Raw genomic sequence first — 25,067 nt, forward strand, 5'->3', positions numbered from 1 at the left:
GCCGCGGCGGGCCACGGCCACGACGTCGTCACGGAACTCTCGGGGGTAGGGCTTGGGCACGGTGACATCCTTCCAGGCGAGGCGGCAGCCTCACACGTGAGGTGTCAACCAGACCCTGGGCAGACCCATGCGTCGTTGAGCACGGCTGACCGCTACGACTACGACGGGCGGCGGAACGGGCTCCAGGTGCCGGTCTCGACCACCGTCTGCAGGGCCGGCCGCTACCGCGACCTCGGCAAAGCCGGCATGGCCGACCAGCCCAGCCGCCCGCGCACCAGTCCAGCCCAGACACCGACGCGGACCGAACGACGAATCGTCAAGGGCGGGGTACTGCGGCGCTGAGATGCGAGTATCTGCCCGCGTCGCTTGTGCGATGACACTGACAAGTGTGTAACAAGACCGCCGAAACAATCGACTCTGGGGCTATGAGTCCTGCGGCCCGCACTACAGCGATCGTCATCGTCGCCGCCGTTCTAGTATTACTCGCGATCCTCATGCGACGACTGTCGAATCACCCAGACCGATGGACGATCACCAGCGGTGTAATTGGTTTGATCGGAATGATCGCCGCCATCGTCAGCGCGACAAACGATTGGAACTCGTCACCATCGGCAGCGCCAACGGTATCACCTACCGCCTCAAGCCCCACCGCGTCTTCACAGCAAACTCCGACGACGCAGCCTCGAGTCGAGCCGAGCATGCAGTACCCCGGTCAGACTTCCCTGCCGCCAGATTCACCGCTTCGGGAAACTGGACTGCCACACATGGAGGACGCCTGCGAAAGGGCCGGATATCCGGCTGACGCATGGATTCCGGGTCAGACCAAACCGCACAGCTTCGCAGGTCGTGTTCTTCACGCCACTGGCCAGGCCTACAAATGGACTTGCGGGTCGAACAAAGGACCACAATTGACACGGGAAGAGATCACCGTTGCATGTCAGGTCTGGGCACCCGACACTCAAGCCTACTCATGGGACCCGGATTTCGCGTACTCCTGGACGTGCATTTAGGACGTGACCTGCACTGCCTGCCGGGCACAGAATCTCATTGAGCCAATGCTAACGCCCGGTGGATGAATGACGCAGGATTATTGCAATTCCGCCGGCCCTGGCTCCACTCTGCCGCCCGCGTCGGCTTTTACAGCCGTTGTCACTGCGCTAGAATCGGCTCGGTGTAAATATCGGGCGCGTAGCTCTTCGCCTTCCGCACGAAGAACGCGCAGCGAGTACCGAAAACCACATCCAACCGGGGCATCAGTCATATGCCGCTTTCATCGACGACATCGGCATGATTCCGCCCGAGACCCGAGATAAACCTGACTTCTGGTGAACCCGACGTACCCCAACCACTGAAGTCGCGCACGATGTCGCTGACCGAGCCGATAGTAGCCGGCGTCCATGCCTCGGCGCTGGTTGCGAACAGTAGCCGGTCGGCGCGCAGCCACGCCGCCACACGACACTTTTTCTCCACCTCCAATCTGGCCTTTCGGCCGGTCAGGTCGCTACCGCTCTTGCACTCGGCCACGGTAAGGACATCGTCGGCATACGCCACCAGATCCACTTCGACCTGTGGTTTGCCTCCGTCGAGAAACGTGACCTCCTCGACGTCGCCGAACGACGAGCGCCGGTCCTTCCGCGTCGCCCGCAGGTATGCCGACAGCAGGGCAGACACTTCACCGTGCTCGGCCAGAACATGCCGGCCCACCGGATGCAGGTCGTAGAACCACGTCGGCTCGTTCACGGGGAGCTTCCACGCGGACCGGTCAAGGTCGTTCAACGCGTCACAGCGGGCGCACCGCCAGCGCTGGCCGAGCCGATCGATAGTCTGAAACTGCTTCTGCTGGCACGTCGAGCACAGAAGCACCATCCCGCGGCGCAGCATCCCGGAACTTAGAGCGGCATCCACCCGGTCACGCACGTCGGCCTCATCGAGGCCGGCGACGCGCGTGCACATTCCGGCGAAGGTCAACACACCCTCCCTTGACGACAGTGACACGCCGTCCCCGTCCGGGTACGCCACCTTGCTTGTCGAACTGGTCACCAACATGCCGCGGAGCGCCGACAACAGAACTCCACCGAACACATCGACGTACTGCTCGCGCCCTCCGAGCATGCCCACTAGCAGTCCCGTGCGCAGACCAGCTTCACTCGGCCTCGCTACAAGATCGCGTTCCGCCGCCTTGGCTCTGATCCATGCGACGAGGCTCAACTCGCGGAGTGCGACTCGGGCAAGGGTGTTTTCCGGCCTGGTCCCGCGCGTGACGAAGTCATTCCGCCGTGACTGGTAGGTCATGCCGTGGCGGCTGCTTCTTGCCCATGTGGACATAAAAGCCGGGCGGCTACCGAACAGCTCGATGCTGTCCAAACCACGTCGACGCACAGCACGGCTGTCCTCCCAGTGCACGTCGACGTGCCACTGAAGATCCTCCTGAGCCACCAAATCGGCACTCACGAGCACCGGAGCAGGAAGCGGTGCAGCCATTCGACGAGTACCGTCCTCCGCGACGGATATCGGCACGGTCACCTGGCTGTCCCACTGGTCTTCCACGGCCAGACTCACGGTCGGCTGCTGTCGCCACGGCAACTTTGGACTGAAGATCACATCGAGCTTCGGATCCTGCTGCCCAGGGATCTTGATCTGATTCGCCGCAACGACACGGTCGCGCGTGACCTCGAGTCCCTTTTCCGATCGCGAGATCGACGTGATCGCCAGGCGGTTGGAGTTTCGAGCGAGATCACGTGCGATCCGTGCAATACGGTGTCCGAGACGCCACCGTACAGTGCCCTCACCATCAAGCAACGACGACGGCAGCCAGAATCCGGTGCCGAAGGTCAGCTGCCAGAGGCGGGCCAGCGCAAAGTCCTCGGCGCTGTCGCCGACGACCAAGAGTCCGGTGCGGTGGATGTCAAAGCCGGTATGAACGTCGACGAGATGCGTCTTGGATCGGGCGTGGGCCGTCGGCGTCATCTTGGTGTCCATGCCAACTGCTACACCGGGATGCCACATCAACTCGTCGGGCGCTGAGCAACTCGGGTCGTCGAGCAGCCAACCGGCCAGCTGCTCCCGAAGGTCATCGTCGAGCACAGGTTCTTTAGCATTGTGCTCTGGTGGTGCGGCGACACCAGCGTGATTTGCTACGGCAGCACCGAGCACACCTCCCCAATGCGCGGGACAGGCAAGGACGGATGCATGCCATGTCTCCGACATATCCACGACGTTCGGGAAATGGCCGGTCGGCTCGTCGCCCAGGTACTCGATGCTCTCGTGCCAGGCACCTCCACGGCGAGAGGCGTAGGGAGAGCACACGGCAGCGATCTGTTCCCGTGCGGCGTGGTCGGCGGCACTCGGCACAGCCTCGTCCACCACCATGCTGAGCATCCGCTCTCGCTCGTCTCCTGAGAGAGGTTCGCCGTCATCTCCGGCGATCGTGAACCAGCCCGGACGGAGATTTTCCAAGTCGTCCACAGTTGGGCTGTAAGTCACGACAAAATCTGGGTCATATGCCTCGCATGCGCGCAGCAGTACGGGGTCGACCTGACCACCACGGTGCGGTACGACTGCGAAGCCAGCACCGCCCCAGGCCCGGTCCGCGCGATACAGAGCGCGACGCACCCAGTAGCTCCAATGCTGGCCGCCGTCGACGATGATAACGACTCGCGGAGGGCGCAGGGTCGTACTTACCGAGGTGTACGACAAGATTTCGGTCGATGCCACTGGCCGATTGAACCATGCGATACGTGGTTCGAGCCGCTGCCCCATCGGTGCGTCATATTTCCCAAGTTGAGCTAATCCGATCGAGGCACTTCATGGGTCGCAACACACTCTCGTCCTCGCCAGATCGACCACATCAACTGCCAAGCGCTGGCCCGTCGGCTGCGCAGGTGCCTGCGATGGGGCGCGCAACGCCAACGACCGACGCCTTGGCGTGATCATCGCAAAGGCGGTGTCGAACGCACCCTCGACCAGCTTGGGCTCCAAGCCGGGAGACCACCGCATCAACTCGTTACCGGATTACCTGCCCGCAAGCTGGCGCTGGCGTTCGAGAGCGCCGTACGGAACCATCACCGGGTGCACGCCGCACTGTCGCCCACATCGTGCGGCCTCAACCGTCCTGCTGGTGAATACTGTGCGGCGAGATGCATCCTCGCCGAGATGCACCACCGAAGCGTGCAGCTGCGGAAAAGAGCCCTCAGTGCCATAGTGGCAGGGTGACGGGAGGACCACCCATGCAGCACGAACCGACGACGCCCTGGCCACCTCTTCCGGTTCCACACCAGCTCCCCGCCCGTTCCCGAGGTTTTTCCGGGCGAGAAGAGCAACTCCTCTCGTTGGACAAGCAATGGGGCCACTCAGGCCCTGAGTTACCGGTAGTGGTGGTCACCGGCATGCCGGGAGTCGGCAAGACTTCACTGGCAATCGAGTGGGCGTGGCGGGGGATCGGCAAGTTCCCCGACGGGGTGTTGTACGTCGATCTTCGGGGTTACTCGCCCGGCCAGCCGTTGCCGCCGAGCACTGCTCTGCGTGGATTCCTCGATGCTTTGGGCGCTGTCCCGAACCAGGTCCCAGAGAATCCCGACGCCCAATCACGCCTGTACCGGACTCTGATCGCTGATAAACGAATGCTGATTATCTTGGACGACGCAAGGGACGCTCGTCAGGTCATTCCACTGCTGCCGGGAACCGCGTCGTGTACCGTCATCGTGACCAGTCGCCAGTCACTCACCGAGCTGACCGCCGTCCACGGCGCACGCCGGCTGAAACTGGACATCCTCGGGGAAGCGGAATCGCGAATTCTGCTGGCTCAGCTTGTCGGAGCGGACCGCGCCGCCTCTGAACCCCAGGCGATTGACGAACTGGTCCGCACCTGTGCCGGACTCCCGCTGGCATTGAGAATTCTCGGTGGACGAGTACGGGAACGCCGTCGCCTGCCGTTGGCCGGCATCGCCGCCGAATTGCGCACCGCCGTACTCGAACCCAACGAAGACGACCCGACAATCAGCCTGCTGTCGGTGCTGTCCTGGTCTTACCAAGCCCTTCCGGCCGATGTCGCGCGCTCCTTTCGCCTGCTCGGCCTGGCGCCCGGGCCGGACTTCGGGCTGAACGCCGCTGCCACCTTGAACGAGCGGAGCATCGACCAGACCCGGCACGCTCTGGCCGTCCTGGACCAGACCAACCTCGTCGAACACCGGACACCCGATCGGTACGCGCTTCATGATCTGGTACGCACCTACGCCCTTGAACTAACCCTTTCGGTTGACGGCGAGGCCGTTCGGTCGGACGCTCGCGACAGGGTGATCGATTTCTACCTGCACACCGCCAAAGACGCGAACCAGCAGCTGTCGCAGCGCAAGGGCCGTCTCGAGCTCGGTCAGTTCGCACCTGGCACCATTCCCCTGACCTTGGCGGACGCGATCGAGGCCTTGGCGTGGTTCGATACCGAGCACATCTGCTTGCTTGCGATTCAACGGCTGGCCTCGACCTTGGGCCGGTACAGCGCTGTGTGGCAGCTGGCCATCGCCATGGACACCTACCTGCGGCGTAAGGGCAGCTTGGACGATCGGCTCACGAGCTGGCGGACAGCACTCGCCGCGGCCGAGCACCTCGGCAAGGCGGGTCCGCTGGCCCTAGCGCTTCGCCAACTCGGTGATGCCTGTTCCCGCTCCGGGCAACACGCCGAAGCTCTCGATCTCGCGCAGCGAGGCCTCGAACTGTCCGAGCCTGCCGGGGCCGCCGAACAAGCCGAAGTCCATCGGACGCTGGCGATGATCTTGGAGCGCCAAGGGGACAGCGGACGAGCTCTCGACCACGCTCTTCAGGCTCTCGACCGCGTTCGCACGCTCGGTGACGGCTTCGCCGAAGCGGAGGTCCTCAACTCCGTCGCCCGTTACGCCGCCCGGCTCGGTCATTTCGGCCAAGCTCGCGATCACTGCAGAGCGGCGCAGGAGTTGCACCGCTACCACCCCGACCGCGCCGAAGAGGCTGACACGCTGGACACCCTGGGTTACCTCGCCCACCATTCAGGCGAGTATCCCCAAGCCCTGACGCTCTATGGTGACGCTCTGCAACTACGCCGCGACTTGGGTGACCTCTACCAAGTCGCTGACACACTCCGCAACCTCGGCGAAATCCACGCAGGCGTCGGCGATTACCAAACTGCCCATTTGCGCTGGACCGAGGCCCGCGAGCTGTTCACCGAACAGGGCCGGACGGAAGAGGCCGAGGACACGCGACACCAGGTGGAAGCTCTGTATCATGCTGCACCGGGCGACGCGGAAGAGATCACGATCCACACGTCCGGTGACGACGGTCAACCGGTGCGAGACGCCTTGGTCGAACTTCTGGAGGTCGCCGGATTCGACATCATTTCGCTGGACGTACCCCAGCACGGGTCCTGGTTCCAGCGCCTGTTCGTCACCAAGAAGGACTCCCAAGGCGGAGAAGAGCTGGGCCGGCTGGTGGCGGCTGCGGTGGCCAACCAGCTGGACGGCACAGTGAACGGCGCGGTAGTCCAAGCTCGCAATATCTCTCTCAACCACAGCACCGCAGGTGTCGGGCACAACGAACAAGAAGCCAACGCGATCGCCCGGTTGCTCGAAGCGTGCCAAGCCCAGGACGAGGTCGCCGTCTGCACCAGCTCCTTCGTGCTCGTCAAGGTCGACGGCCGAATCACCTGCTGGGTGCCCACCGCTGAGACTATGCGCATCTTGCGCGCCAATCCGCAGCTGCTGCACTCTCCAAAGGAACTCTTCGACACACTCTCCCGGCTTCCGGAGAGCACTGCCGGTGATCAATTGCCCGGTGATCGGCCGAGCACGACCGCGCACGGCGACCTCCCAGCTTGAGGACCGCCCGCCATCGCGCCACAACCGGCAGAAAGCAGGCGGCAACCACGTCACGTCGATTCGACCGGCGCCGCGCGGATACGTGGCCTGACGCTGTTCCTCCAGCATGCGGCAGCTGGCGCAGTGACTACGGCACCTTGCACTATGAACGCATCGACCCGCCGTGCGACGTCGTCGCCGGCGTGCCGGAGTACTGCATCGAGTTCGGCCTGCTCTACGGCGCCTTCGACTTCGTCATCCGGCCCGACGGCGCATGGGTATTCCTCGAATGCAACGCCACCGGCCAATACGGCTGGATCGAAGACGCGATCAACGCACCCATCACCGACACCATCGCCGACCTCCTCGCCAAAGGAGCCACATGACAGCCGCCGGCTGGCCGGAACTGGCCCACAGCCTGGCCGACCAACTCGCCGCCGACGGCGTCCTGCACTCCCCAGCCTGGCGGACCGCACTCGAGCAAACCCCGCGGCACGTGTTCGTCCCGGCGTTCCACACCCAACGCGCCGACGGCACCTGGGCGACCACCACCGACGGCGACGACCGGTGACTCGAACAGGTCTACCGCAACCAACCCCTCGTGACCGCGCTCGCCACCACCACGACCGGCCACCAGGTCACCATCTCCTCCTCGACCAAGCCCGGCCTGATGATCCGCATGCTCGAGGCCCTCGACATCCACGACGGACACCACGTCCTCGAGATCGGCACCGGAACCGGCTACAACGCCGCCCTGCTCTGCCACCGCCTCGGCGACCAGCACGTGTACTCCGTCGACATCGGCGCCGACCTCGTCACCGCCGCCCGCCAACGCCTCGCCAGCCTCGGCCACGCCCCCATCCTCGCCGTCACCGACGGCCTCCCCCGACACGCCCCCTACGACCGGATCATCGCCACCTGCTCGATCCCGGAAATCCCCTGGGCCTGGGCCGAACAACTGCGCCCCGGCGGCCTCCTGCTGACCGACCTCAAACGCACCATCCACGCCGGCAACCTCGTCCTGCTCACACGGCACGACGATCGCCTGGAAGGCTGGTTCCTCCCCCGCTGGGCCGGCTTCATGGCCATCCGCCACACCGACACCGCACCCGAAACCCACCAAACCCCGATCGAGCTCGACACCGGAACGCCGACCACGACACGGCTCGACCCGCTGCCATGGACCTGCCCCGTGCCGTGGTTCCTCGCCCACGCCGACCTCCCCGCGGGAATCGGCTTCGGCTACCGCGGCGCGGGCCCGGAATGGGCCGTCTTCACCGCACCCGACGGCTCGTGGTGCACCGTCCGAACACAACCCGACAACCACGGACAGCGAGACGTCCTCCAGAGCGGGCCGACCACAATCTGGGACCGCATCGAAATCGCCACCCACACCTGGACCCGGCTCGGCCGGCCAGACTGGGAGCGACTCGGCCTCACCGTGTACGCCGACCGGCCGCACCGCGTCTGGCTCGACCAGCCCGACACCCACATCCATTGGGACATGCACAGCTGAGGACCGCGATCACCCGAAGCCCGACTGCATCCAGCAGCGAACACCCATCGAACGCAAGGCACACCGGATGACCTTCACCAGCAAACCGCCCCGGCGGGTCGGCGCCCGCGTCCTGCTCCTCAACAACGCCGACGAAGTCCTGCTCATCCACGCCCGCGACCCCGACAACCCCAGCCACCACTGGTGGGAACTCCCCGGGGGCGGCCAGGACCCCGGCGAGAAGCTCGAAGACACCGCCCGCCGCGAAATCGCCGAAGAAACCGGACTCGTCATCGACGAAATCGGCCGCAAGCTCTGGACCCGCGAAAGCCACTTCACCTACCGCGGCCGACAACACCACCGCCTCGACCACGTCTACCTCGCCCGCACCAACCACGACGCACCACAAGTCGCCCTCCAGCACACCGCCAACGAACGCGCCGGCCTCATCGAACGACGCTGGTGGTCGAGCGCTGAACTCTCGGAGTGCGCAGACAAGCTCCTCCCGACTGAGCTGCCCGACCTTCTGCAGATGCTTCTCGACAACCGCTTCCCGACAGCTCCTGCAGCGCTCACCGCTTGAAATACGGCTAGCTGGCGCGACAAGCCTGGCGCGCCAAGAGAGCTCTGGCGCCGGCCCGACACACCTGCCGGCGCGGCGGCTGAACGCCGGGTCGCAGCGTTCGCAGGGCAGCCATGGCCTGCTACCTCGCCGTCACCGAGGTGCGGAGGCGGTCGAACCAGGTGGCGATCGAGCGCTTGTACCCCTCCGGCATCCTCAGCCCTCGCACTTCGTGCTCGGCGAACTCGGCGACTCGATTGTGCTCGTGACTGAGGACGGGCGCCGCGGCCGAGGTGGAGGTGCAGCCGTAGGTCACGATGAACACATCCTTGTTCGCCACCGCGATGTGGTAGACCCAGGCGTCGAGGAGCTCCGCGACGTCCACCGACAGCCCGGTCTCCTCGGTGACCTCCCGTGCCACGGTCTCCTCCGGGGTCTCGCCGGGCTCGATCCGGCCGCCCGGCAGCTCCCACTCGTCGCGCTCGTTGTGCACCAGCAGCACCCGGTCGTCCCGGACCAGCACGGCCTTGATCGACACCGGGTATCCGGACTCCGCCACCAGCACCAGCTCCCTGCCGACCGACAACAGCGCGTCACCGACCGTAGCAGCGCAACGGCGTCATCGGTGAACCCCCGAGGTTGACGATCTGTCAGTGGACGGCGCCCGCGGGCGCCCGGTCTGCTGAACAAGCTGGAATCTTCGACAACATCTTCGAACCCGGCCCCGGTCACCTGGTCGGAGTGCGGCTGCGGCACGACGAGCTGGCGGTTCCGTCGCAGCTTCTTCACGCGGAGATCTTCGTGCGTGTTTATGCTGCTTTTGCAGCGGAACGAGATTGCATCCAGGCTGTCAAGCCGACCAAACCACCAGACCAGCCTACTTCGCCGAGAAGGTCCAGGCGCTTGTGCGCGAAACTTGAACGGCCTGTTTCGCGACATCAACCAAGGAAGCAAGCTGACGCCGGGAGGTCGCGTGGAGTTTCGGATGCTCGGCCCACTGGAGGCGTGGCACGACGGCGCGCCGGTGCAGCTGGGTGACCAGCAGCAGCGGTTCGTCCTGGTCGTGCTGCTCCTGCACGCCAACAAGCCCGTGACACCCGCCCGGCTCGCCGAGATCGTCTGGGCCGACCGCGAAGTCAAGCTCACGCTCGTGCGCAGCTACATCAAGCGACTGCGGGACGTCGTCGAAGGCGCCGATGACGTCACCATCGAAACCACCCCGACCGGCTACCTGCTGCGGATCAGCGAAGACCAGCTGGACACCGCGCGGTTCAACCGGCTGCGCGCCGAAGCCGCGGAGGTACGCGCCGACGACCCGCGCCGGGCGATCGCGCTGCTGCGCGAGGCCGTCGGCCTGTGGCGAGGGAAGTTCCTCGAGGACATCGACATCGACCGCGTCGGCGGCGCCGAGGTGATCTCGCCGAACGAAAGCTACCCTGACGTCGTCGGCGACCTGGCCGAACTCGAGCTCGAGTCCGGTGACCACCGCTCGGCGCGCGACCGGCTGCGGCCAATCGTCCAGGCCGACCCGGCCAGCCAGCGGCACGCCGAACTGCTGATGCGCGCGCTGCTCGCCGGTGGCGACCGGGCGGCGACCCTGCGCGTCTTTCACGGCACTCGCGACGCCTTGTCCGAGCAGGGCATGGAACCGAATCCATCACTTCTAGCTCTCGCCGCAAAGCCCCCGGGCGTCCTCCGGATCTCTGCTGCCAGCAGCGCGATCATCGGCGGCGGAGACGTGGTCGCGCCGTCGGGGGTTGCTGAAGGAACGGGCACCGTCGAAGCTGCATCGGATCCTCCTCCACCGGCAAGAATGGCCCCTCCAGCACCGGAAACCAGAGTTGACTGGGCAACTGACGCACCCTCTGATGAAGACCAGCTCAATCGCGACTCACTGGCCGAAGTCCTCGCCGTCCAACTGCGCCAAGTCCACAGCGACACTCCGACCACGTCTTTCATAGTTCACCTGGATGGGGCCTGGGGTACTGGCAAGAGCACTTTGCTGAACTTTCTGGAGCGCCGTCTAGGCGACGAGTTCACTATCGTTCGATTCGATGCTTGGCGGCAATCACGTCTCGGACCACCGTGGTGGGTTTTGCTCAGCGCCTCGCGTGAGGCGGTTGCTCGAGAACGTAACCTCTTCGCCCGAGGCGCACTCCGAGTGGCAGAATCCGTCGTCCGGGCCCGACGCGCCGGCGCAGCTGTCACGCTTTCGGTGTTCCTGTTTGCGCTCGTAGTGGCTGGATTCGCCTTGTTCGTACTACCACATGTCGCCGACGGCGACGCCGTCGCAACACTTGCGAAGGCAGTGACTGCCATCGTTGCCACATTGGCCGCACTGTGGACTGGAGCCTGTGTCGTCGGCCGAACGCTGCTGTGGGACTCCGTTCGCGGCGCCCGCCTGTTCGAGCAGTCTGCTCCCAATCCCATGGACCAGGTTGCCCATCACTTCGAATGGCTATTAGGCAAGGCCCACAAGCCCGTACTCTTCTTCATCGATGACCTTGACCGCTGCCCTGGCGCGTATGTCGTTGACCTGCTCGATACCGTCCAGACCCTTATCCGCGATACACCGAACCTAACGTCGACGCTGAAACGGTCAGCGACCTACTTCATTGTCGCAGCAGACGGCGCCTGGCTGCGGAAGAGCTACGAAGATACTTTTCCATCATACCATAATTCCGTTTCCTCACCCGGCCATTCCCTTGGCCATTTATTCCTAGACAAACTGTTTCAGCTCACCGTGCCGGTACCAGAGCCCAGCTCTCGAGCTCGTGCGAAATTTCTTAAATGCCTCCTCAACGTCGAGGATTCCAGCCAGGACGATAGAATAAAGCAAGAGATCGCCGACGGCCAAAGAGCCCTCGCCGAGGTCGATAACGAAGCCACGATTCTCGATATTGTTGACTCCGCCAGCCCGCTCGCTCGCGACGAGCTCGCCGCAAAAGCAGCTCTCGCCCTCGTGGCGTCGGCCACCCGTGCGCACACCGAGCACGCCCTGAGCAAGTTCCTCCCACTCCTGCACTCGAACCCGCGCAACATCAAAAAGTTCTTGAACACCTACAGCGTCCTGCGCTCTGTGCGAACCCTTGAGCAGAACACCGTACCCTCCGACGTCTTGGCACTTTGGACGATCGTCCGTGTTCGATGGCCGTCCGTCGCAGAACACCTCGAAGCTAACCCTGACGCGATCCGTGGTCTCGTCGAGCCACTGTGGGCTTCCGAGTGTCTTCCGCCCGACCTAAGTGACCTGGCCAATAACGTCGACCTCCGCGCAGTGGTTCTACATCCCGTAGGCGGCCCTCTGACCGCCAACCTCATCCGGCAATGCGCCGGTATTGATTACTGATAGTTCCACCAAAAGATGAGATTTTCGACTTATCCTCATGCTGACCAATGGAGGTCGAGCCCAACACGTCGACCTGCATGCCATGACGACCGCATCAACCGGTTGGCGTGCCAGCATGACGATAGCCACCGAGCCCCACCGGGGCTTGGCAAGAATGAGACTATTTCGGAACAGAAATCGTCAACGACAAAGGGTTTCACACTGCCGCCCAGCAGCAGCAACGGAATCCGCAGCGATAGGCCTCATCAGTCGGTAGTGAATCACGAAGCGCCACTAGTTCAACCCGACTTTGTTGACCATCCGAAGGTACTGGACAGAAGCGGGTCAACCCATCCATGCGTGCGATGTGCATATTGCACTCAGCATCACTGTGGCTTACCGTGACTAGGTCGCTACGGGGAGGGACACATGGGGTTTCAGACAGTCCCGGAAGCGCTCCGCACAGCTCGAAGACACGCGGCCGACGCTGTCGGCGAGTTGCGAGGTGTCGACTGTGGGGAGCCTGTTCGCAGACTGACCGCGGCCATGCCGGGAGGCGCGACCGCCGAAGCCGCTCCATCCATGGGCGAGTCGTGGACTACGGCGTTCAAGTCCTGGTGCATCGACGCCGACACTCAGGCCGAGAGCCTGGCCGCCGCAGCCGAGCGCTACCAGGCCACGGACAAGGCCGGCAGCGACGACCTGACCAGCGCTGGTTCTCTCCGGGGTCCGCGCTGATGGTTTCGCTGTCGGATGTGAAGCGGTGGAACACCGCCCAGCTCGACGAGATCTACAACGCAATCCGCCGTCAGCTCGACGTGCTGGTCCATTCCGGCGACGACTACGGCAAAACGGTTCCCGTGGAGGGCTGGTCCGGGCCGGCCGCCGACACGGCGGCGTCTGCGCACCGGGCGCTGATGGCCCGTATCGACAAGCTCGCCGCCGGGGCGAGCATCGTCGGCAAAGCGATCGCCCAGGCCTCCGACGCCATCACCGGCGTGCAACGTGCCGTGACCAATGCCGAGGAGTACGCCCGCAAGTACGGCTACCGCATCTCCGACACCGGCACGGTCACCGACACCTTCCCCGACGGCCAACCACCACCGGAGTTCGACCCCGGCGACCGCGCCCGAGCACATCAACAGGTCGTCGACGACATCACCCAAGCACTCCGCACCGCCGACGACATCGACCAGGACCTCGCCTCCGTCCTCCAACGCGCCGAAGACGGCGAGTTCGGCACCGGCGACGAACCGACCGTGGCCGCCGCAGCAGCAGCCGGAGCGGTCGACCCCGGGCTCACCCTGCCGGAGCCGCCGGCCAAAGCCACGCCGTCCCAGACCGCAGCCTGGTGGGCCAGCCTCTCTCCCGCCGGCCAGGCGATCCTCCTCCACGACCGCCCGGCCGCGCTCGGCGCCATGGACGGCCTGCCGGCGGAGGTCCGGGACAAAGCCAACCGGGCGATCTTCAACCAGCAGTACGCCGACCTGAAGCACCAACGCGAAGACCTGCGCAACCGCATGAACAGCCTGGACCAGGCCGACCCGACCCAGCAGAACGAGTACTTCGACCTCGAACGCGACGCCGACGCCATGGACAACAAGCTCAAGGGACTCGACGCGATCGACGAACGGCTCAACCAGCCACTACCCGGTCAACCACCCGCCTTCCTGCTCGGCATCGACACCGCCAACGCCGGGCACGCCATCATCGCCATCGGCAACCCCGACCACGCCCAGAACGTCGCCACCTACGTCCCCGGCACCTCCGCAGGACTCGACGGCTTCGCCACCGACATCCAACGCGCCGACCTGATGAACCAGACGGCCGGCATCCTCAACCCGGTCCCGACCTCGGTCATCACCTGGGCCGGCTACGACGCCCCGCAAAGCATCATCCCCGACGCCGCCAGCACCAGCTTCGCCGACCACGCCGAACCCGGACTACGCCGCTTCCAAGACGGCCTCGGCGCCAGCCACGACCCCACCCCGATCAACTCCACCGTCATCGGCCACAGCTACGGCACCACCGTCGTCGGCCAAACCGCCCGCGACCTCGGCCTTCCCGTGGACAACCTCGTCATGGTCGCCAGCCCCGGCATCGGTGTCCAGCACGCTACCGACCTGCACCTCGACGGCGTCCCACCCGACCAGATGGGCAACCACTTCTACGCCACCAAGTCGGCCGTCGATCAGGTGCCAGCGTGGACCAACCTGCACAGCCCGGCCTTCGACCGCATAGACCCGCTCGGCCCCGACCCCGCTACCAGCTGGTTCGGCGGGCACCAGTTCGACTCCGACCCGGCCACAGGCCATACCGAGTATTGGGATCCCAACTCGAAGTCCCTGCAAGGAATGGCCAAGGTCATAGCAGGTGCATCCACGCCGTGACCGCCGCGACGCGAGGACGCAAGGGAATCCCGAAAACGCTTCGGTGGATCCCGGCCCTCGCAGTCCTGCTGGCCACCACCGCCGGATGCGGAGACAACCAACCCATGAACCCCACCATCACGCTCACCCAAGCCCAAACAGCCGCCACCGACCAGATCCGCGAAGCCACCACCGGCGCATTCCCACCTGGCTTCACCCTGGAAGAACTAACACCTCAGCCCCTGAACTGCATCGACTCCGCCGGCAAACCCACCGGACAGGTCCTGATCGGAGTCACCTTCTGGATCAACGGGCTCCCCACCACCCAGAACAACAACGCCTATTACGACGCCCTCAAGACCTGGTGGGCCAGCCACGGCTGGACACTCAGCACCGATAGCCGACCAGCCGACATGTTCATCAACGCCACCCGCGACGGCTACCTCATGAGCCTGCGCGCCAACATCAACCAACGCCTCGCCATCGGCAACAGCACCCCCTGCGTCTGGCGCAACGGCACCCCAAGCACCTCACCCTGACTACCGCTACGACCGGACCTCCGGACAGGATCAGTTCACCAGCCCAGCTGTGGCCAGCGGCCGGTCCGCCCAGGAGCCGGCCGATGTAGAGGAAGTTCTGACGAGGGTACTCAGCCGGGCGACGAAAGCGGCTGGCGAAGATTCCATGGCGGACAATCGGCAACTCGATGCAGGCTGTGTCCGGGCCACCCGCTGGCGGCCGGCCCCGGCGGCGGGCCCAGTTTCAGAACCAGACAAGCCCGCGCAGGGCCTACCTCTCGTGCCGGATTTTTGCGACGGTGGTCATCCTGCGTTCTTGCGGAGCCGAGGAGAGGGCGGGCGATGGCGGTAGAGCGGGGGCCGGGGCCGGGGCCGGGGCCGGGGCCACGACATCACCTGATCGTGGTCGCGGATGTCGAAGGGTTCGGGGATCCGCGCCGGACGGATCCGCATCTGCAGGCAGTGCGAGACGGACTCGACGCGGTTATGCGGGCAGCGTTCGCAGCGGCCGGGGTGCTGTGGGAGGACTGCTACCGCGAAATGCGCGGAGACGCCATCGTCGCGCTTGTCTCGGCGGAGACGGACAAAGCCCGGTTCGTGGAAGCAGTGCTGCCAATGCTGGTGACGCGGCTACGGGTGCACAACGACACCCACCCCGATGCGCAGCGCCTCCGGCTGCGGGTCGCGCTTCACGCCGGCGAGGTCGGCTACGACACCCACGGCATCTCCTCCGCCGCACTGATCCGGACGTTCCGGCTGTGTGACGCCCCGCCCCTGAAGGCGGCGCTGGCCGGGTCGCCCGGGGTGCTGGCGGTGATCGCCTCGGACGAGCTGTTCGACGACGTCATCCGGCACACCCCCGCCGCCGCGCCCGCCACCTGGCGCCCCGTCGCAGTCACGGTGAAGGAAGCTGACACCACCGGCTGGATCACCCTGCCCGACCACCCCTACCCACCCAACCGTACGCTGCCAGGACGTAGCCGGCGAGGCGCCGGACATCCCCGCTTCGGCCCGCGGTTGGGCGGCGTAGTGCCTCGGCAGTTGCCTGCGGCGCTGCGGGACTTCACCGGTCGCGCCGAGCACCTGGCCGCACTCGACGCGCTGATCCCTCCCGAACCCAGCCACAACGGACTTAATGGGCAGACAGCTAGGTCGGTGGTGATCACCGCCGTCGACGGCGCCGGCGGTATCGGAAAAACGACCCTCGCCCTGCACTGGGCCCATCGCGTTCAGGACCGATTTCCCGACGGCACTCTGCACATCAACCTGCGCGGCTACGGCCCCGGTACCCCCGCCACCGCCAGTGAGGCCCTCAGCGGGTTCCTGCGCGCACTCGGTGTCCCCCCGCGTGCGATCCCCGCAGGCCTGGACGAACAGGCAGCGCTGCTGCGGTCTCTGCTGACAGGCAAACGGCTGCTGATGGTACTGGACAACGCTTACAGCGCCGAGCAAATTCGGCCGCTGCTACCCGGCACACCCGGTTGCATGGTGCTGGTGACCAGCCGCGACAGCCTCACCGGCCTGGTCGTCACCGACGCCGCCCGCCGCCTGACCCTCGACCTGCTCTCCCCACCCGAAGCCCTCGACCTTGTTACCGCCATCCTCGGCGCCGACTGTGTCGCCGCCGAACCGGACGCGGTCGGCGAGCTGATTCGCCTGTGTGCCAAGCTGCCGCTGGCGCTGCGGATCGCGGCCAGCCGCGCCGCCGCCCTCCCACACCAGGCCGTCGCCGAACTCGTCGCCGAACTCGCCGACGACCGCATCCGCCTGGAGGTCCTCAGCGAGACCGGGGACGAACGGGCCGCCGTCCGTACCGTGTTTAACTCGTCCTACCAGCGACTCCCGCCCCGGCAAGCACGCCTGTTCCGGCGCCTCGGCCTGCATTTCGGACCCGACCTATCCCTCCCTGCCGCCGCCGCACTCGCCGAGCTATCCCCTGCCGACACCCGCCCGCTGCTGTCCGCACTCACCGCCGCGCATTTGATCGAGCATGTCGGTGGTGGCCAGTACCGGTTCCATGACCTGCTACGTACCTACGCCGCCGACCAAGCCCAGCGCCACGACGCCCCCGACGACCGCCACCGCGCCCTCGAATCTCTGCTCACCTGGTACAGACACACCGTCCGGTCTGCCGATCTCCACCTCTACCCCACGGCCTCGCAGTTGCCGACGGTCGTGGCCAAACCCGACTATCCGCATCCTCTCGTTGGTCCAAATGAAGCCTGGACCTGGCTCACCACAGAACGCACCAACATCCTTGCTGCACTCCAGTACGCCGCCGACCACCAACTCGACCACCATGTCGTTCCCCTTGCCGACGCCTGCAACTTCCTCCTTTCAGCGAGCAGCCCCCGAGAGTGGATCGACACTCTCAGTCTGGGGATCACCGCCACCCGCCGAACCGGCAACCACACTCTGGAAGCACGCCTCCTGATCAGCCGCGGGGAGGCAGGCACTCTGTTGGGCAGGTGGGAACAGGTCCAGGCCGACCTCGACCGCGCGGCAACCCTGGCCCAGCAACTCGACGACGCCCGCGTCCAGCCCAACGTCTTCAACGCTCGTGGCCTGCTGTTCCTCCGGCAGGGTCGGTTCGAGGAGGCGCTGCGGTGGTTCGACCTGGTACTGCCGTTGAGCCAAGGAATCGACACCCGTGGATGGGAGGCCGGGGTGGAAGGCAGCCTCAGCGAGGCCTACACCGGGCTCAGGCGATACCAGCTCGCACTCGACCACGGCGAACGCAGCCTGCGTCTGTACCGGCAGTGCGGAAGCGTCACTGGCGAAGCATGGGCATTGACGCGGCTGGCGCGCGCCAGGCACGGCTTGCACGACCTTGAGGGGGCGATCGCGCTGTGCCGAGACGCGATCGCCATCGGCCGCCGCACTCCTCGCAACCGCGACCTCACCCTCGGGGGTCCGCTGGATGTCCTCGCCACCAGCCTGCACCAGCTCGGCCGCACCAGCGAAGCCACCCTCTGCTGGCAGGAAGCCGCCACCATCTACGACACCGGCTACCCCCACAAAGCCGCCGAAGTCCGCCAGCGCCTCAAAGACGCCCATCCACACTCCGCTGATTTCACGGAATTTATGGACGGCTGATGTCGAGGATGTACGGCACGATCCGAAAGCCGGCCTCGGACGCCTGGCCGGCCTGCTCGTCGAGTTCACGTGCCAAGGTGGCAACGTCTGCTGCTTGGGCCCTCGACCAGCCATCGGGACGTTGGGTCGGCGTGATCCAGTAGACGAGGTAGATGCCGTGGCGGCGGTTCTTAGGGACGAGGTACCGGTCGATCAGCTGGTTCTTCATGGCAGTCATGAGTTCCCGGTTGTCGACGCGCTTCGCTTCGACGAAGACTCGGGCCTTATCGCCGTCCATCGTCTTGGTGGTCGCGGTAAGGTCGATGCGGGTGCCGATGCCGGGGTTGTCGCGCCTGACCTGTACTTCGCGGTCGATGATCAACTCGTCGAGGTGCTCGAGCCTGCGTTCGAGCCAGTCGGACACGTCGTCCTCGGTCTGCGGTCGGCCGTCGTTCCAGATTTCCCGCCAAGCACTCGCCAGGTAGTGCTGGAGCTCGTCGAGCTGCTGTAGCAGAACGTGCTGGAGGTCGGCGTCATCGCGCACGAGTCGGGCATCACCGCGACGGAGCAGGTTCAGCAATGTGCGGGGCGGGGTCGTTCCCAGTGAGAGGTCGGCCTGGCGGGCCCGGGCGATCCGCTGGTGGTAGGCCAGTGCCTGCTGATCTGTGTCCGGGCGGCCGTGACTTAGCGCCGCGAGTTCTTCGCTGTGACCGTTCAGCGCCATCCGCTCGAGGATGTGTCGCCGCAGATCGCGAGCGCGGTGCCGCGGGGTGTACGAGAATCCGGACTCGATGGGCGGGTCCTCGGCATAGGGGTGGCTGTCGAGCAGCAGGCGGGCCGCGACCATGAGACGCGCTGGGTCGAGCAGGGCGACGTCGAGGTTCTGGACTGCCTCGGCCAGTTCGTCCGGCGGCGGAGGGGCGGCCGCGAGGGCGTCGATCACCGAGTCCGGGTCGAGTTTCGCCAGGTGGGTTCGAGCGTGCGGAGCGAGCGGCGAGTTGATTTTGATGAGCCGGCGACAGGTGTCCAAGGCGGTTTCCGGGGTACCGTCCTCGACCAGCAGGGTGAGCAGCTCTGCGTCAAGGCCGGTCTCGGTGTGTGCGGCGAGGAGACGCTCGACGATCGACGGTGCGAGCTCCTTCGCGAGATGAATGTAGACGGCATGCGGTGTGAGCGAACCACCTTCGGCGGTGAGAACGGCCAGGTGCTCGAGCGCAGCGTCGATCAGTTGCTTCCGTACCTGGGCGGAGACGGCGTCGAGCAGACGGCGGCGCGGCCCGATGGATTCGTTCCGGTCGAACACGGGGGTGGCGACGATCGACGGCATCCAGCGTGCCCACACCTCGTCGGGCAGACCGTCGAGCAGTTCCGAGAAGTGCTCGGCCAGCGTCACCAGGAGGTACACGCCTGACCAGTCGGGGAGCACCTGTCCGGAAGTCCACGTTTTCGCCGTCCGCCAAGTGGCGGCTGAGGGGTGGTGAGTGTGCAGATAGACGAGACCCGCAGCGAGAACGAGGCGTCGCTCGTCGCTGTTGAGTTCGGCCCAACCAGGCCGCCTGGTGAGGTCGGAGGCGGTGCCCTCGACGATGTCGTCGTAGTTTCCGGTGCCGCCGGCCAGGAGCCATGGGATGCGCCACCACGATCCTGGCTCCGCGGCGAGGTTCGCCAACGTGGTACGAAGATCTTCTCGCACGCGCTCCCGTCGAGCAGCCAGCTCACGCTGGTGCTTGTAGTCTTCAGCGGCCATGTGACGCTGCGGCTGCACTGACTCGTCGTCGATCTGGACTTCAGTACGAAGGAACGCCGTGGCCTGGTGGCCAGGGTGGTCCGGTGCAAGTTCGAGAACGCGATCCGCGAGAGCCGCGGACGGGCTGTGAAGCAGCTGAGGCAGGCAGTTGGCCAACGCGGCTTTCGCTTGCGGCGCAACGGAAGGCAGCGTATCGAGGAGCCATTCGGCGTCTTCACCGGTGAGTAGCCCTAGAGTCAGGACCGCGTACCAGGTGTCCTCCCCCACGGCCGCGGCGTCGACGGCGAGCGCCCGCCGCTGCTCGGGCGCACCTTCACTGCAGGGACGCCGCTGGTTTCGGGCCGACGGTCGGTGCCACCGGCCGGAGCGAACCAACGCCACGAGCAACCGGGCCAACTGACCTCGGACGACGTCGTCACCGACCTGCTGCCATGCCCGGTCGATCACGCCGACGCGGAGGTCGTCGAATTGGTCATCATCACGAACATCGGTTCGCCACGTGTGTTCCGCTAGCCAGGTGACAAAGGCGGCGACGTCGTGGTCGGGAACGCGGCTGGACAGCTCCCGCAAGGTTTGACGGTAGCCGCCGTACAAGATCGACCGGTGCGGCCTCAGTGCACGGGTGAGGTCGGCGGTGCTCAGCAGCCGGGGATAGAGGGCGTCGATCACCGCGGCGCGGACTTCGTTGTCCGCATCGGGATCGCTGTCGTCCGGCACGATGAGCAGTTCGCGCAGGGAGAGCAGCATGTGCTCGTCGCCTAGCTCGGCGACGGCGGCCACTGCCGCGCGGCGTGCATAGCCGACCCATTCCGTCTTCAGCGCGGCGCGTGCCAACGCGGGCGCGACCGCGCGGCAGTTGCCCGCGGCGGCCAGCCGGGCGATCCACCAGAGCTGCACCGCGTTCGCCGGGCCGCGCGCGAGATACTCGGCCAGCTGTTCGGTCAGCCCGGCGTGCAGCAGGCCGGCCCGGTCGAGCCGCCAATCAGGCTCGGCGTCATCCCGGGCCGCGGCTTCCAGCAGGCCCTTCACCAGCGCTGCGCGGGCTTCGTCGGACGGCAGCTCGACGACCGCGGCGGTCGAGGCGAACATCGCCGCGTTATCGGTGAACAACCGAGCGACCAAGTCCGGAGCCAGCGCGGCCAGCCAGGACGCGACGCCGATCCGCGCGTTCGGCAGCACGCCATTGGCGTGCACCCCGAGCAGAACCGGGATCTGACCGGCCCGGATCCCTCGCTCGACGAGGTACGCAGCGGCCAGGTACTCAAGGTGACGCTGGTGCTTGAATACCACGGACCCCGCCGGGCCGGGGTCGAACAGTGCCGTATCGAGCACCGCACGGTAGTCGGCAGGTTCGATCGTCCGCGCGAGCTGGTCGGGCTCCGCGTCGGATGGGAGTTCCCCGACCGGGAGCGTCGCCCGGTTGCCCACGGGGCCGACAGTGAGCGCCTGGTTCCCGGCGAACATCGTGAAGGCGCCGAGCCGTTGGGCCAGCCGCATCGACCGGTCCATCGGCAGCCGCGGCGGCCGACGCTCGTCGGTTTCGCGCAGCAAATACGCGATCTCGAACTTCATCGCGTCCGCCGCGCTGCGCGGCAGCTCACCCTGCTCGGACCAGTATCTCGCCACGGCGACGAGCTGGCCGACACAGCCCGAGAGGCGACCCAGCCTTGCTCCGACCAAGTCCTTCATGAACGCTGCGGCATCGAATTCCGACGCATCGACCTCGCGCTCGACCGCCTCCGTCGCGGCGTCGCGGTCCAGCGGGGCCAGCTTCCAGACGCTGAACGCCGGCAAATCCCGAAACAGGGCTAGGCCGAGGACCGCGTCCCATACGGCCGCACGGCAAGCGAGCCGCCATCGCGTCCTTCGGCGGGCGGGCGCGGTCAGGTACCGCTGCAGCCACGGCAGCAGACGCGGCTCGACGGAGGCTGACTGGTCGAGGCTGTCGAGGTAGACCGCGGACTCATCCAAGCACGCGTCGTCCAGCTCCCGCTCGAGCCGATCGATCGTGAGCGCGGCGGTATCGATCAGCCGCGCGCCCCGCTCGGCCTTGGCCAGATCGGTAAACGTGACAGACTTACCCGCTCCACCGGCGGCAAGCAGCGCGAAACTCGGCGTTTCCGCAAGCAGCTCGGTCACCGAGACCGGCGACACCGCGTCACCGGAGCGCCACCCGGGCTCCGACGGCGGCAGGAGAAAGCCGTCATCGTCGAGCAACACAGCCTTCTCCACCGGCACCGCGAACCGGCGCAACCCATCAAGGACCACTTGATCTCACTTTCCGAACAAGGATCATCACTATAGGTAGACCGGCTCGCGGCTGACGACGAGGTCGCGGCGGCCCCCACATCTGGCGCTATCGAGCCGCAGCACAGCCCCGGCGGAGGCGCACAGTCGCGGGCGCCGGTCCCCCGGGTGCCGTCGCCGCCGCATCGGTGCGCCACCGAAACAACCGGGAGTCCGCCAGATTACTTAGTCGGGCACGGCGCGAGCTTCACTCGATTGGGCGTTCTCGATTCGGCGATGTGAGGGTTACGTTCGGTAGTCATGATCGGCGAGGAGGAGGGCCGATGACCCAGATGTCGATGTTCGGGCAACCGAACGAATTGCCGGAGAAGCCGGCTGGCGACCAGGCCGTCACTTTGAAGGTCCTGATCACCGTCAAGGCGGCGCCAAATCCGTCAGAGAAGTACGGGGAAACCGTCTGCGTCGCCGGGCTGAGCCTCGATCCCATCCGTCCAGGATGGATACGCCTGTACCCGATCAACTTCCGCGAACTCGGAGGCGACGAAAGCTTCAAGAAGTACGACATTCTGTCGGTCAAGGCTGTTCCGGCGCGGCAAGACAGCCGGCGGGAAAGCTGGCGCCCGCAGATGCACACGCTGAAGGTCACGGGGCACCTCAACCCCTGGACACCTCGCCGCCGGTGGCTGGACCCGGCGATCAGCACCGACACGACGATGTGCAGCCTGCACCGCGGGGCGACCATGGCCAGCCAGTCCCTCGCCTTGATCCGACCACGGCGGATCTCCGATCTGCGGATAACCCGTCATGCCGGGTGGACCAAAGAGCAGCAAGCCAAGATCAACGACTACGTCAGCCAATTCAGCCTCTTCGACAACGAAGACCGCACCCCGCTGCGCGCGCCGCGATTCGCCGGTACCTACCACTACCAGTGCGCTGAACCGGACTGCGGAGGCCACAAACAGGGCTTCATCGACTGGGAGTTTGTCGCCTTCCAACTCCTGCGCCTACGCGGCATGGACGACGACACCGCTGCCGAGCACCTGCACCGACGCTTCCTGGACGAAATCTGCGGGCCCAGCCATGACGTCGCCTTCTACGTCGGCAACGTCGCCGCGCACCCCCGCACATTCAGCGTCCTCGGCGTCTACTACCCACCCCGCGCGAAGTCAACTCCGCGGTAGCCGACCGGCGATCTCTTCCAGCACCACGTCTCGATGGCATCGCCGCTGGTCAGCCTCGAAGCACAGAACGGCGAGAGACTCCTTCACCGCGAGCTGGGCCAGGTCGTCGAGGCTTCGCTGAGCCTCGTCGGTGTCGAGCGTCGCGACGTACCGCGCCTTGGCTTCGGCCAGCTCCGGTTCCGAACCGGCGAATCCAGCGCGGTTGGTCTTCGGGTTGCCGAGTTCCCGGCGGTGATCGTATTGAATTCCGGCCTCTAACAGGGCCTCCCGCAAAGCGGTCTTGCTGAACCCGCGCTTGCGCGAGATCGGCGTCAGCCGTACGTCCACCAGCCTGGTGATACCCCGGTGGACCAGCGCCGCGATAAAGTCCCGGATCTCTTGCCCTTCGTACCCGACACCGATCGCGCCGTCACGAACACCCGCTGCATCCACCCTCCTCATGCCGACACCCTTTCATGGCTGCCGTACGACCGTCCCTTCACCCTCTCCTCGTCTTCACGCGAAGTCCCATCGGCAACACTCGGAGCCGGCCAGCCATGGGGCGAGTTCATCATGAACCACGGCCCCGTCACTCCATCAACCACCACACACACCACGAACCAGCTGGTCAGCACCCCATGACAGCGTTTCCAGCGTCCACAAGCTCGCGCGTTGGCGGAGCGGCTGACGGCCGTTCCGCCCCAGGCGTACGCGGATGCCAAGGCGGCCTTGGCGGCGGCCTACCGATCGACGAGGCGCACGCGAGGGAGCTGCGCAGGCACGACTGGGGCCGGACCGCCGATCACCAGTGCGCAGTGAAGGCGTTCCTGACTAAGGACAAGCCGGAGTTCGACGGGTGGTGACGATCGCCGGTGTGGCCTCACACGGTCGGGCCACACCGGTCGCGCCGCTAGAGCAGGCCGTTGAGGCGGTTGAACAGGGCCTGAAACCGCATGCGGGTCGGCTCGTCGATCTCGTCGAGCAGCTTCCCGGGCGAGCGCATCAGGTGATTCGCCGGCTGGAAGTGGTCGAACCGGCCGCCGTGGAGCGCCTCGACCTGCTTGACGATCCGGCCACCGCCGTTAAGCCGCGACTTCGCGAACCTGCCCACCTTCGACGCGTTCAGCAGCTTGAGGTACCAGGCGACGTCGAAGAGGTCCTCGATGTCGGCCTCGGCGGTGCTGGTGATCTCGGTCAGATACACCAGACGCCGGTCCTCGAGCAGGCCACGGCTGGCCAGCTGTGCGATCCGCTGGTTTCCACCGGCGGCGACGTCCATCAGGACCGCCACCTTGAGCTCGCTGCCGCCCATCAGCGACACGAACGCAGGAACCTTGTCCAACCCACCGGCCGGCGTGATCGTCCAACGCGGGTCAAGCGGCGTGCCGCCCGCCCGCCGGATCACGTCGCTCATCACCGTCAGGTACACCACGTCGGCCGGGCCCTCGACCAGCAGCTGGTTCGGGCCGATGATCAGCGTCTGGGTCATATCGATGCCGAGTGCGCCGAGCAACGGGAAGACGGTCTCGGGGCGGGCCTTCCAGATGTCCTGGCTGACCTTCGTGCCTTCGTTGTCCACGTCCTCGACGGTCCGACACTGCTCCAGCTTGTTCGGCTGGAGGGTCTGCCCAGGGTCTGGTTGACACCTCACGTGTGAGGCTGCCGCCTCGCCTGGAAGGATGTCACCGTGCCCAAGCCCTACCCCCGAGAGTTCCGTGACGACGTCGTGGCCGTGGCCCGCCGCG

General features: G+C 65.9%; 16 protein-coding genes and 2 pseudogenes. 12 read left to right on the forward strand and 6 right to left on the reverse strand.

The features are described from left to right. Positions 1-158: 158 nt before the first annotated feature. Positions 159-339, forward strand: a pseudogene (locus ACLJQF_RS48240) (IS481 family transposase); the annotation flags it as partial. Positions 340-511: 172 nt separating this feature from the next. Here ACLJQF_RS48240 and ACLJQF_RS48245 read toward each other — a convergent pair. Both ACLJQF_RS48245 and ACLJQF_RS48250 read right to left on the reverse strand, forming a co-directional pair. Beyond that, positions 512-700, reverse strand: coding sequence for a hypothetical protein (locus tag ACLJQF_RS48245; RefSeq protein WP_125592185.1), 189 nt, complete (start codon positions 698-700; stop codon positions 512-514). 557 nt (positions 701-1,257) lie between these two features. Beyond that, positions 1,258-3,714 carry a hypothetical protein gene (locus ACLJQF_RS48250; RefSeq protein ID WP_410617369.1) on the reverse strand — a complete coding sequence of 819 codons (2,457 nt, stop codon included), beginning with the start codon at positions 3,712-3,714 and terminating at the stop codon, positions 1,258-1,260. A 512-nt stretch (positions 3,715-4,226) separates the two neighbouring features. On the opposite strand from ACLJQF_RS48250, the gene ACLJQF_RS48255 reads away from it, so the two are divergent. The 5 genes from ACLJQF_RS48255 to ACLJQF_RS48275 all read left to right on the forward strand — a co-directional run bounded on the left by ACLJQF_RS48255 (position 4,227) and on the right by ACLJQF_RS48275 (position 8,899). After that, the gene (locus tag ACLJQF_RS48255; protein WP_084641254.1) at positions 4,227-6,842 is read left to right on the forward strand and encodes an ATP-binding protein; all 2,616 of its coding nucleotides are present in this window, start codon (positions 4,227-4,229) and stop codon (positions 6,840-6,842) included. Then, the gene (locus ACLJQF_RS48260) at positions 6,839-7,207 is read left to right on the forward strand and encodes a hypothetical protein (RefSeq protein ID WP_410617370.1); all 369 of its coding nucleotides are present in this window, start codon (positions 6,839-6,841) and stop codon (positions 7,205-7,207) included. Before ACLJQF_RS48255 ends, ACLJQF_RS48260 begins: the two co-directional genes overlap by 4 nt. Then, positions 7,204-7,392: a hypothetical protein gene (locus tag ACLJQF_RS48265; RefSeq protein WP_410617371.1), complete on the forward strand. Its 189-nt coding sequence runs from the start codon at positions 7,204-7,206 to the stop codon at positions 7,390-7,392. Before ACLJQF_RS48260 ends, ACLJQF_RS48265 begins: the two co-directional genes overlap by 4 nt. A 30-nt stretch (positions 7,393-7,422) precedes the next feature. Beyond that, on the forward strand, positions 7,423-8,337 hold the full coding sequence (locus tag ACLJQF_RS48270) for a methyltransferase domain-containing protein (protein WP_410617373.1): 915 nt from the start codon (positions 7,423-7,425) through the stop codon (positions 8,335-8,337). 67 nt (positions 8,338-8,404) lie between these two features. After that, positions 8,405-8,899 carry an NUDIX hydrolase gene (locus ACLJQF_RS48275; RefSeq protein ID WP_410617375.1) on the forward strand — a complete coding sequence of 165 codons (495 nt, stop codon included), beginning with the start codon at positions 8,405-8,407 and terminating at the stop codon, positions 8,897-8,899. Between the two features lie 121 nt (positions 8,900-9,020). Here ACLJQF_RS48275 and ACLJQF_RS48280 read toward each other — a convergent pair whose 3' ends face one another. Beyond that, positions 9,021-9,464 carry an NUDIX hydrolase gene (locus tag ACLJQF_RS48280; protein WP_410617377.1) on the reverse strand — a complete coding sequence of 148 codons (444 nt, stop codon included), beginning with the start codon at positions 9,462-9,464 and terminating at the stop codon, positions 9,021-9,023. A 399-nt stretch (positions 9,465-9,863) separates the two neighbouring features. Here ACLJQF_RS48280 and ACLJQF_RS48285 point away from each other — a divergent pair, with 399 nt between their 5' ends. From ACLJQF_RS48285 to ACLJQF_RS48305, 5 genes are all read left to right on the forward strand, one after another. Continuing rightward, positions 9,864-12,227, forward strand: a complete 2,364-nt coding sequence (locus tag ACLJQF_RS48285) for a P-loop NTPase fold protein (protein ID WP_410617379.1) — start codon at positions 9,864-9,866, stop codon at positions 12,225-12,227. Positions 12,228-12,752: 525 nt separating this feature from the next. Beyond that, positions 12,753-12,944: a hypothetical protein gene (locus ACLJQF_RS48290; protein ID WP_410617380.1), complete on the forward strand. Its 192-nt coding sequence runs from the start codon at positions 12,753-12,755 to the stop codon at positions 12,942-12,944. Then, entirely contained in the window at positions 12,944-14,596 is a 1,653-nt protein-coding gene (locus tag ACLJQF_RS48295; protein ID WP_410617382.1) for an alpha/beta hydrolase, read from the forward strand. The genes ACLJQF_RS48290 and ACLJQF_RS48295 overlap by 1 nt, the downstream gene beginning before the upstream one ends. Next, the gene (locus ACLJQF_RS48300; RefSeq protein ID WP_410617383.1) at positions 14,593-15,114 is read left to right on the forward strand and encodes a hypothetical protein; all 522 of its coding nucleotides are present in this window, start codon (positions 14,593-14,595) and stop codon (positions 15,112-15,114) included. The genes ACLJQF_RS48295 and ACLJQF_RS48300 overlap by 4 nt, the downstream gene beginning before the upstream one ends. 381 nt (positions 15,115-15,495) lie before the next feature. Beyond that, positions 15,496-18,189: an ATP-binding protein gene (locus tag ACLJQF_RS48305; RefSeq protein WP_410617384.1), complete on the forward strand. Its 2,694-nt coding sequence runs from the start codon at positions 15,496-15,498 to the stop codon at positions 18,187-18,189. Here the strand turns inward: ACLJQF_RS48305 and ACLJQF_RS48310 are convergent. Continuing rightward, complete coding sequence (locus tag ACLJQF_RS48310) at positions 18,176-22,183, reverse strand: hypothetical protein (RefSeq protein WP_410617386.1); 4,008 nt, start codon at positions 22,181-22,183, stop codon at positions 18,176-18,178. The genes ACLJQF_RS48305 and ACLJQF_RS48310 overlap by 14 nt on opposite strands. A 302-nt stretch (positions 22,184-22,485) precedes the next feature. On the opposite strand from ACLJQF_RS48310, the gene ACLJQF_RS48315 reads away from it, so the two are divergent. Then, complete coding sequence (locus tag ACLJQF_RS48315; RefSeq protein WP_410617387.1) at positions 22,486-23,343, forward strand: hypothetical protein; 858 nt, start codon at positions 22,486-22,488, stop codon at positions 23,341-23,343. Here the strand turns inward: ACLJQF_RS48315 and ACLJQF_RS48320 are convergent. Then, positions 23,329-23,784: a DUF488 family protein gene (locus ACLJQF_RS48320; protein ID WP_410617388.1), complete on the reverse strand. Its 456-nt coding sequence runs from the start codon at positions 23,782-23,784 to the stop codon at positions 23,329-23,331. The two genes, ACLJQF_RS48315 and ACLJQF_RS48320, sit on opposite strands and share 15 nt — an antisense overlap. Positions 23,785-24,232: 448 nt before the next feature. Beyond that, positions 24,233-25,067, reverse strand: a pseudogene (locus ACLJQF_RS48325) (hypothetical protein); the annotation flags it as partial.

The organism is Amycolatopsis sp. lyj-109 (genome assembly GCF_046548995.1).
Lineage (GTDB): Bacteria > Actinomycetota > Actinomycetes > Mycobacteriales > Pseudonocardiaceae > Amycolatopsis.

Coding starts and splice junctions, on each gene's coding strand:
- ACLJQF_RS48285 (WP_410617379.1), top strand. CDS start 9,864: ATGCTCGGCCCACTGGAGGCGTGGCACGACGGCGCGCCGGTGCAGCTG.
- ACLJQF_RS48245 (WP_125592185.1), bottom strand. CDS start 700: ATGCTCGGCTCGACTCGAGGCTGCGTCGTCGGAGTTTGCTGTGAAGAC.
- ACLJQF_RS48315 (WP_410617387.1), top strand. CDS start 22,486: ATGACCCAGATGTCGATGTTCGGGCAACCGAACGAATTGCCGGAGAAG.
- ACLJQF_RS48255 (WP_084641254.1), top strand. CDS start 4,227: ATGCAGCACGAACCGACGACGCCCTGGCCACCTCTTCCGGTTCCACAC.
- ACLJQF_RS48295 (WP_410617382.1), top strand. CDS start 12,944: ATGGTTTCGCTGTCGGATGTGAAGCGGTGGAACACCGCCCAGCTCGAC.
- ACLJQF_RS48275 (WP_410617375.1), top strand. CDS start 8,405: ATGACCTTCACCAGCAAACCGCCCCGGCGGGTCGGCGCCCGCGTCCTG.
- ACLJQF_RS48265 (WP_410617371.1), top strand. CDS start 7,204: ATGACAGCCGCCGGCTGGCCGGAACTGGCCCACAGCCTGGCCGACCAA.
- ACLJQF_RS48290 (WP_410617380.1), top strand. CDS start 12,753: ATGCCGGGAGGCGCGACCGCCGAAGCCGCTCCATCCATGGGCGAGTCG.
- ACLJQF_RS48320 (WP_410617388.1), bottom strand. CDS start 23,784: ATGAGGAGGGTGGATGCAGCGGGTGTTCGTGACGGCGCGATCGGTGTC.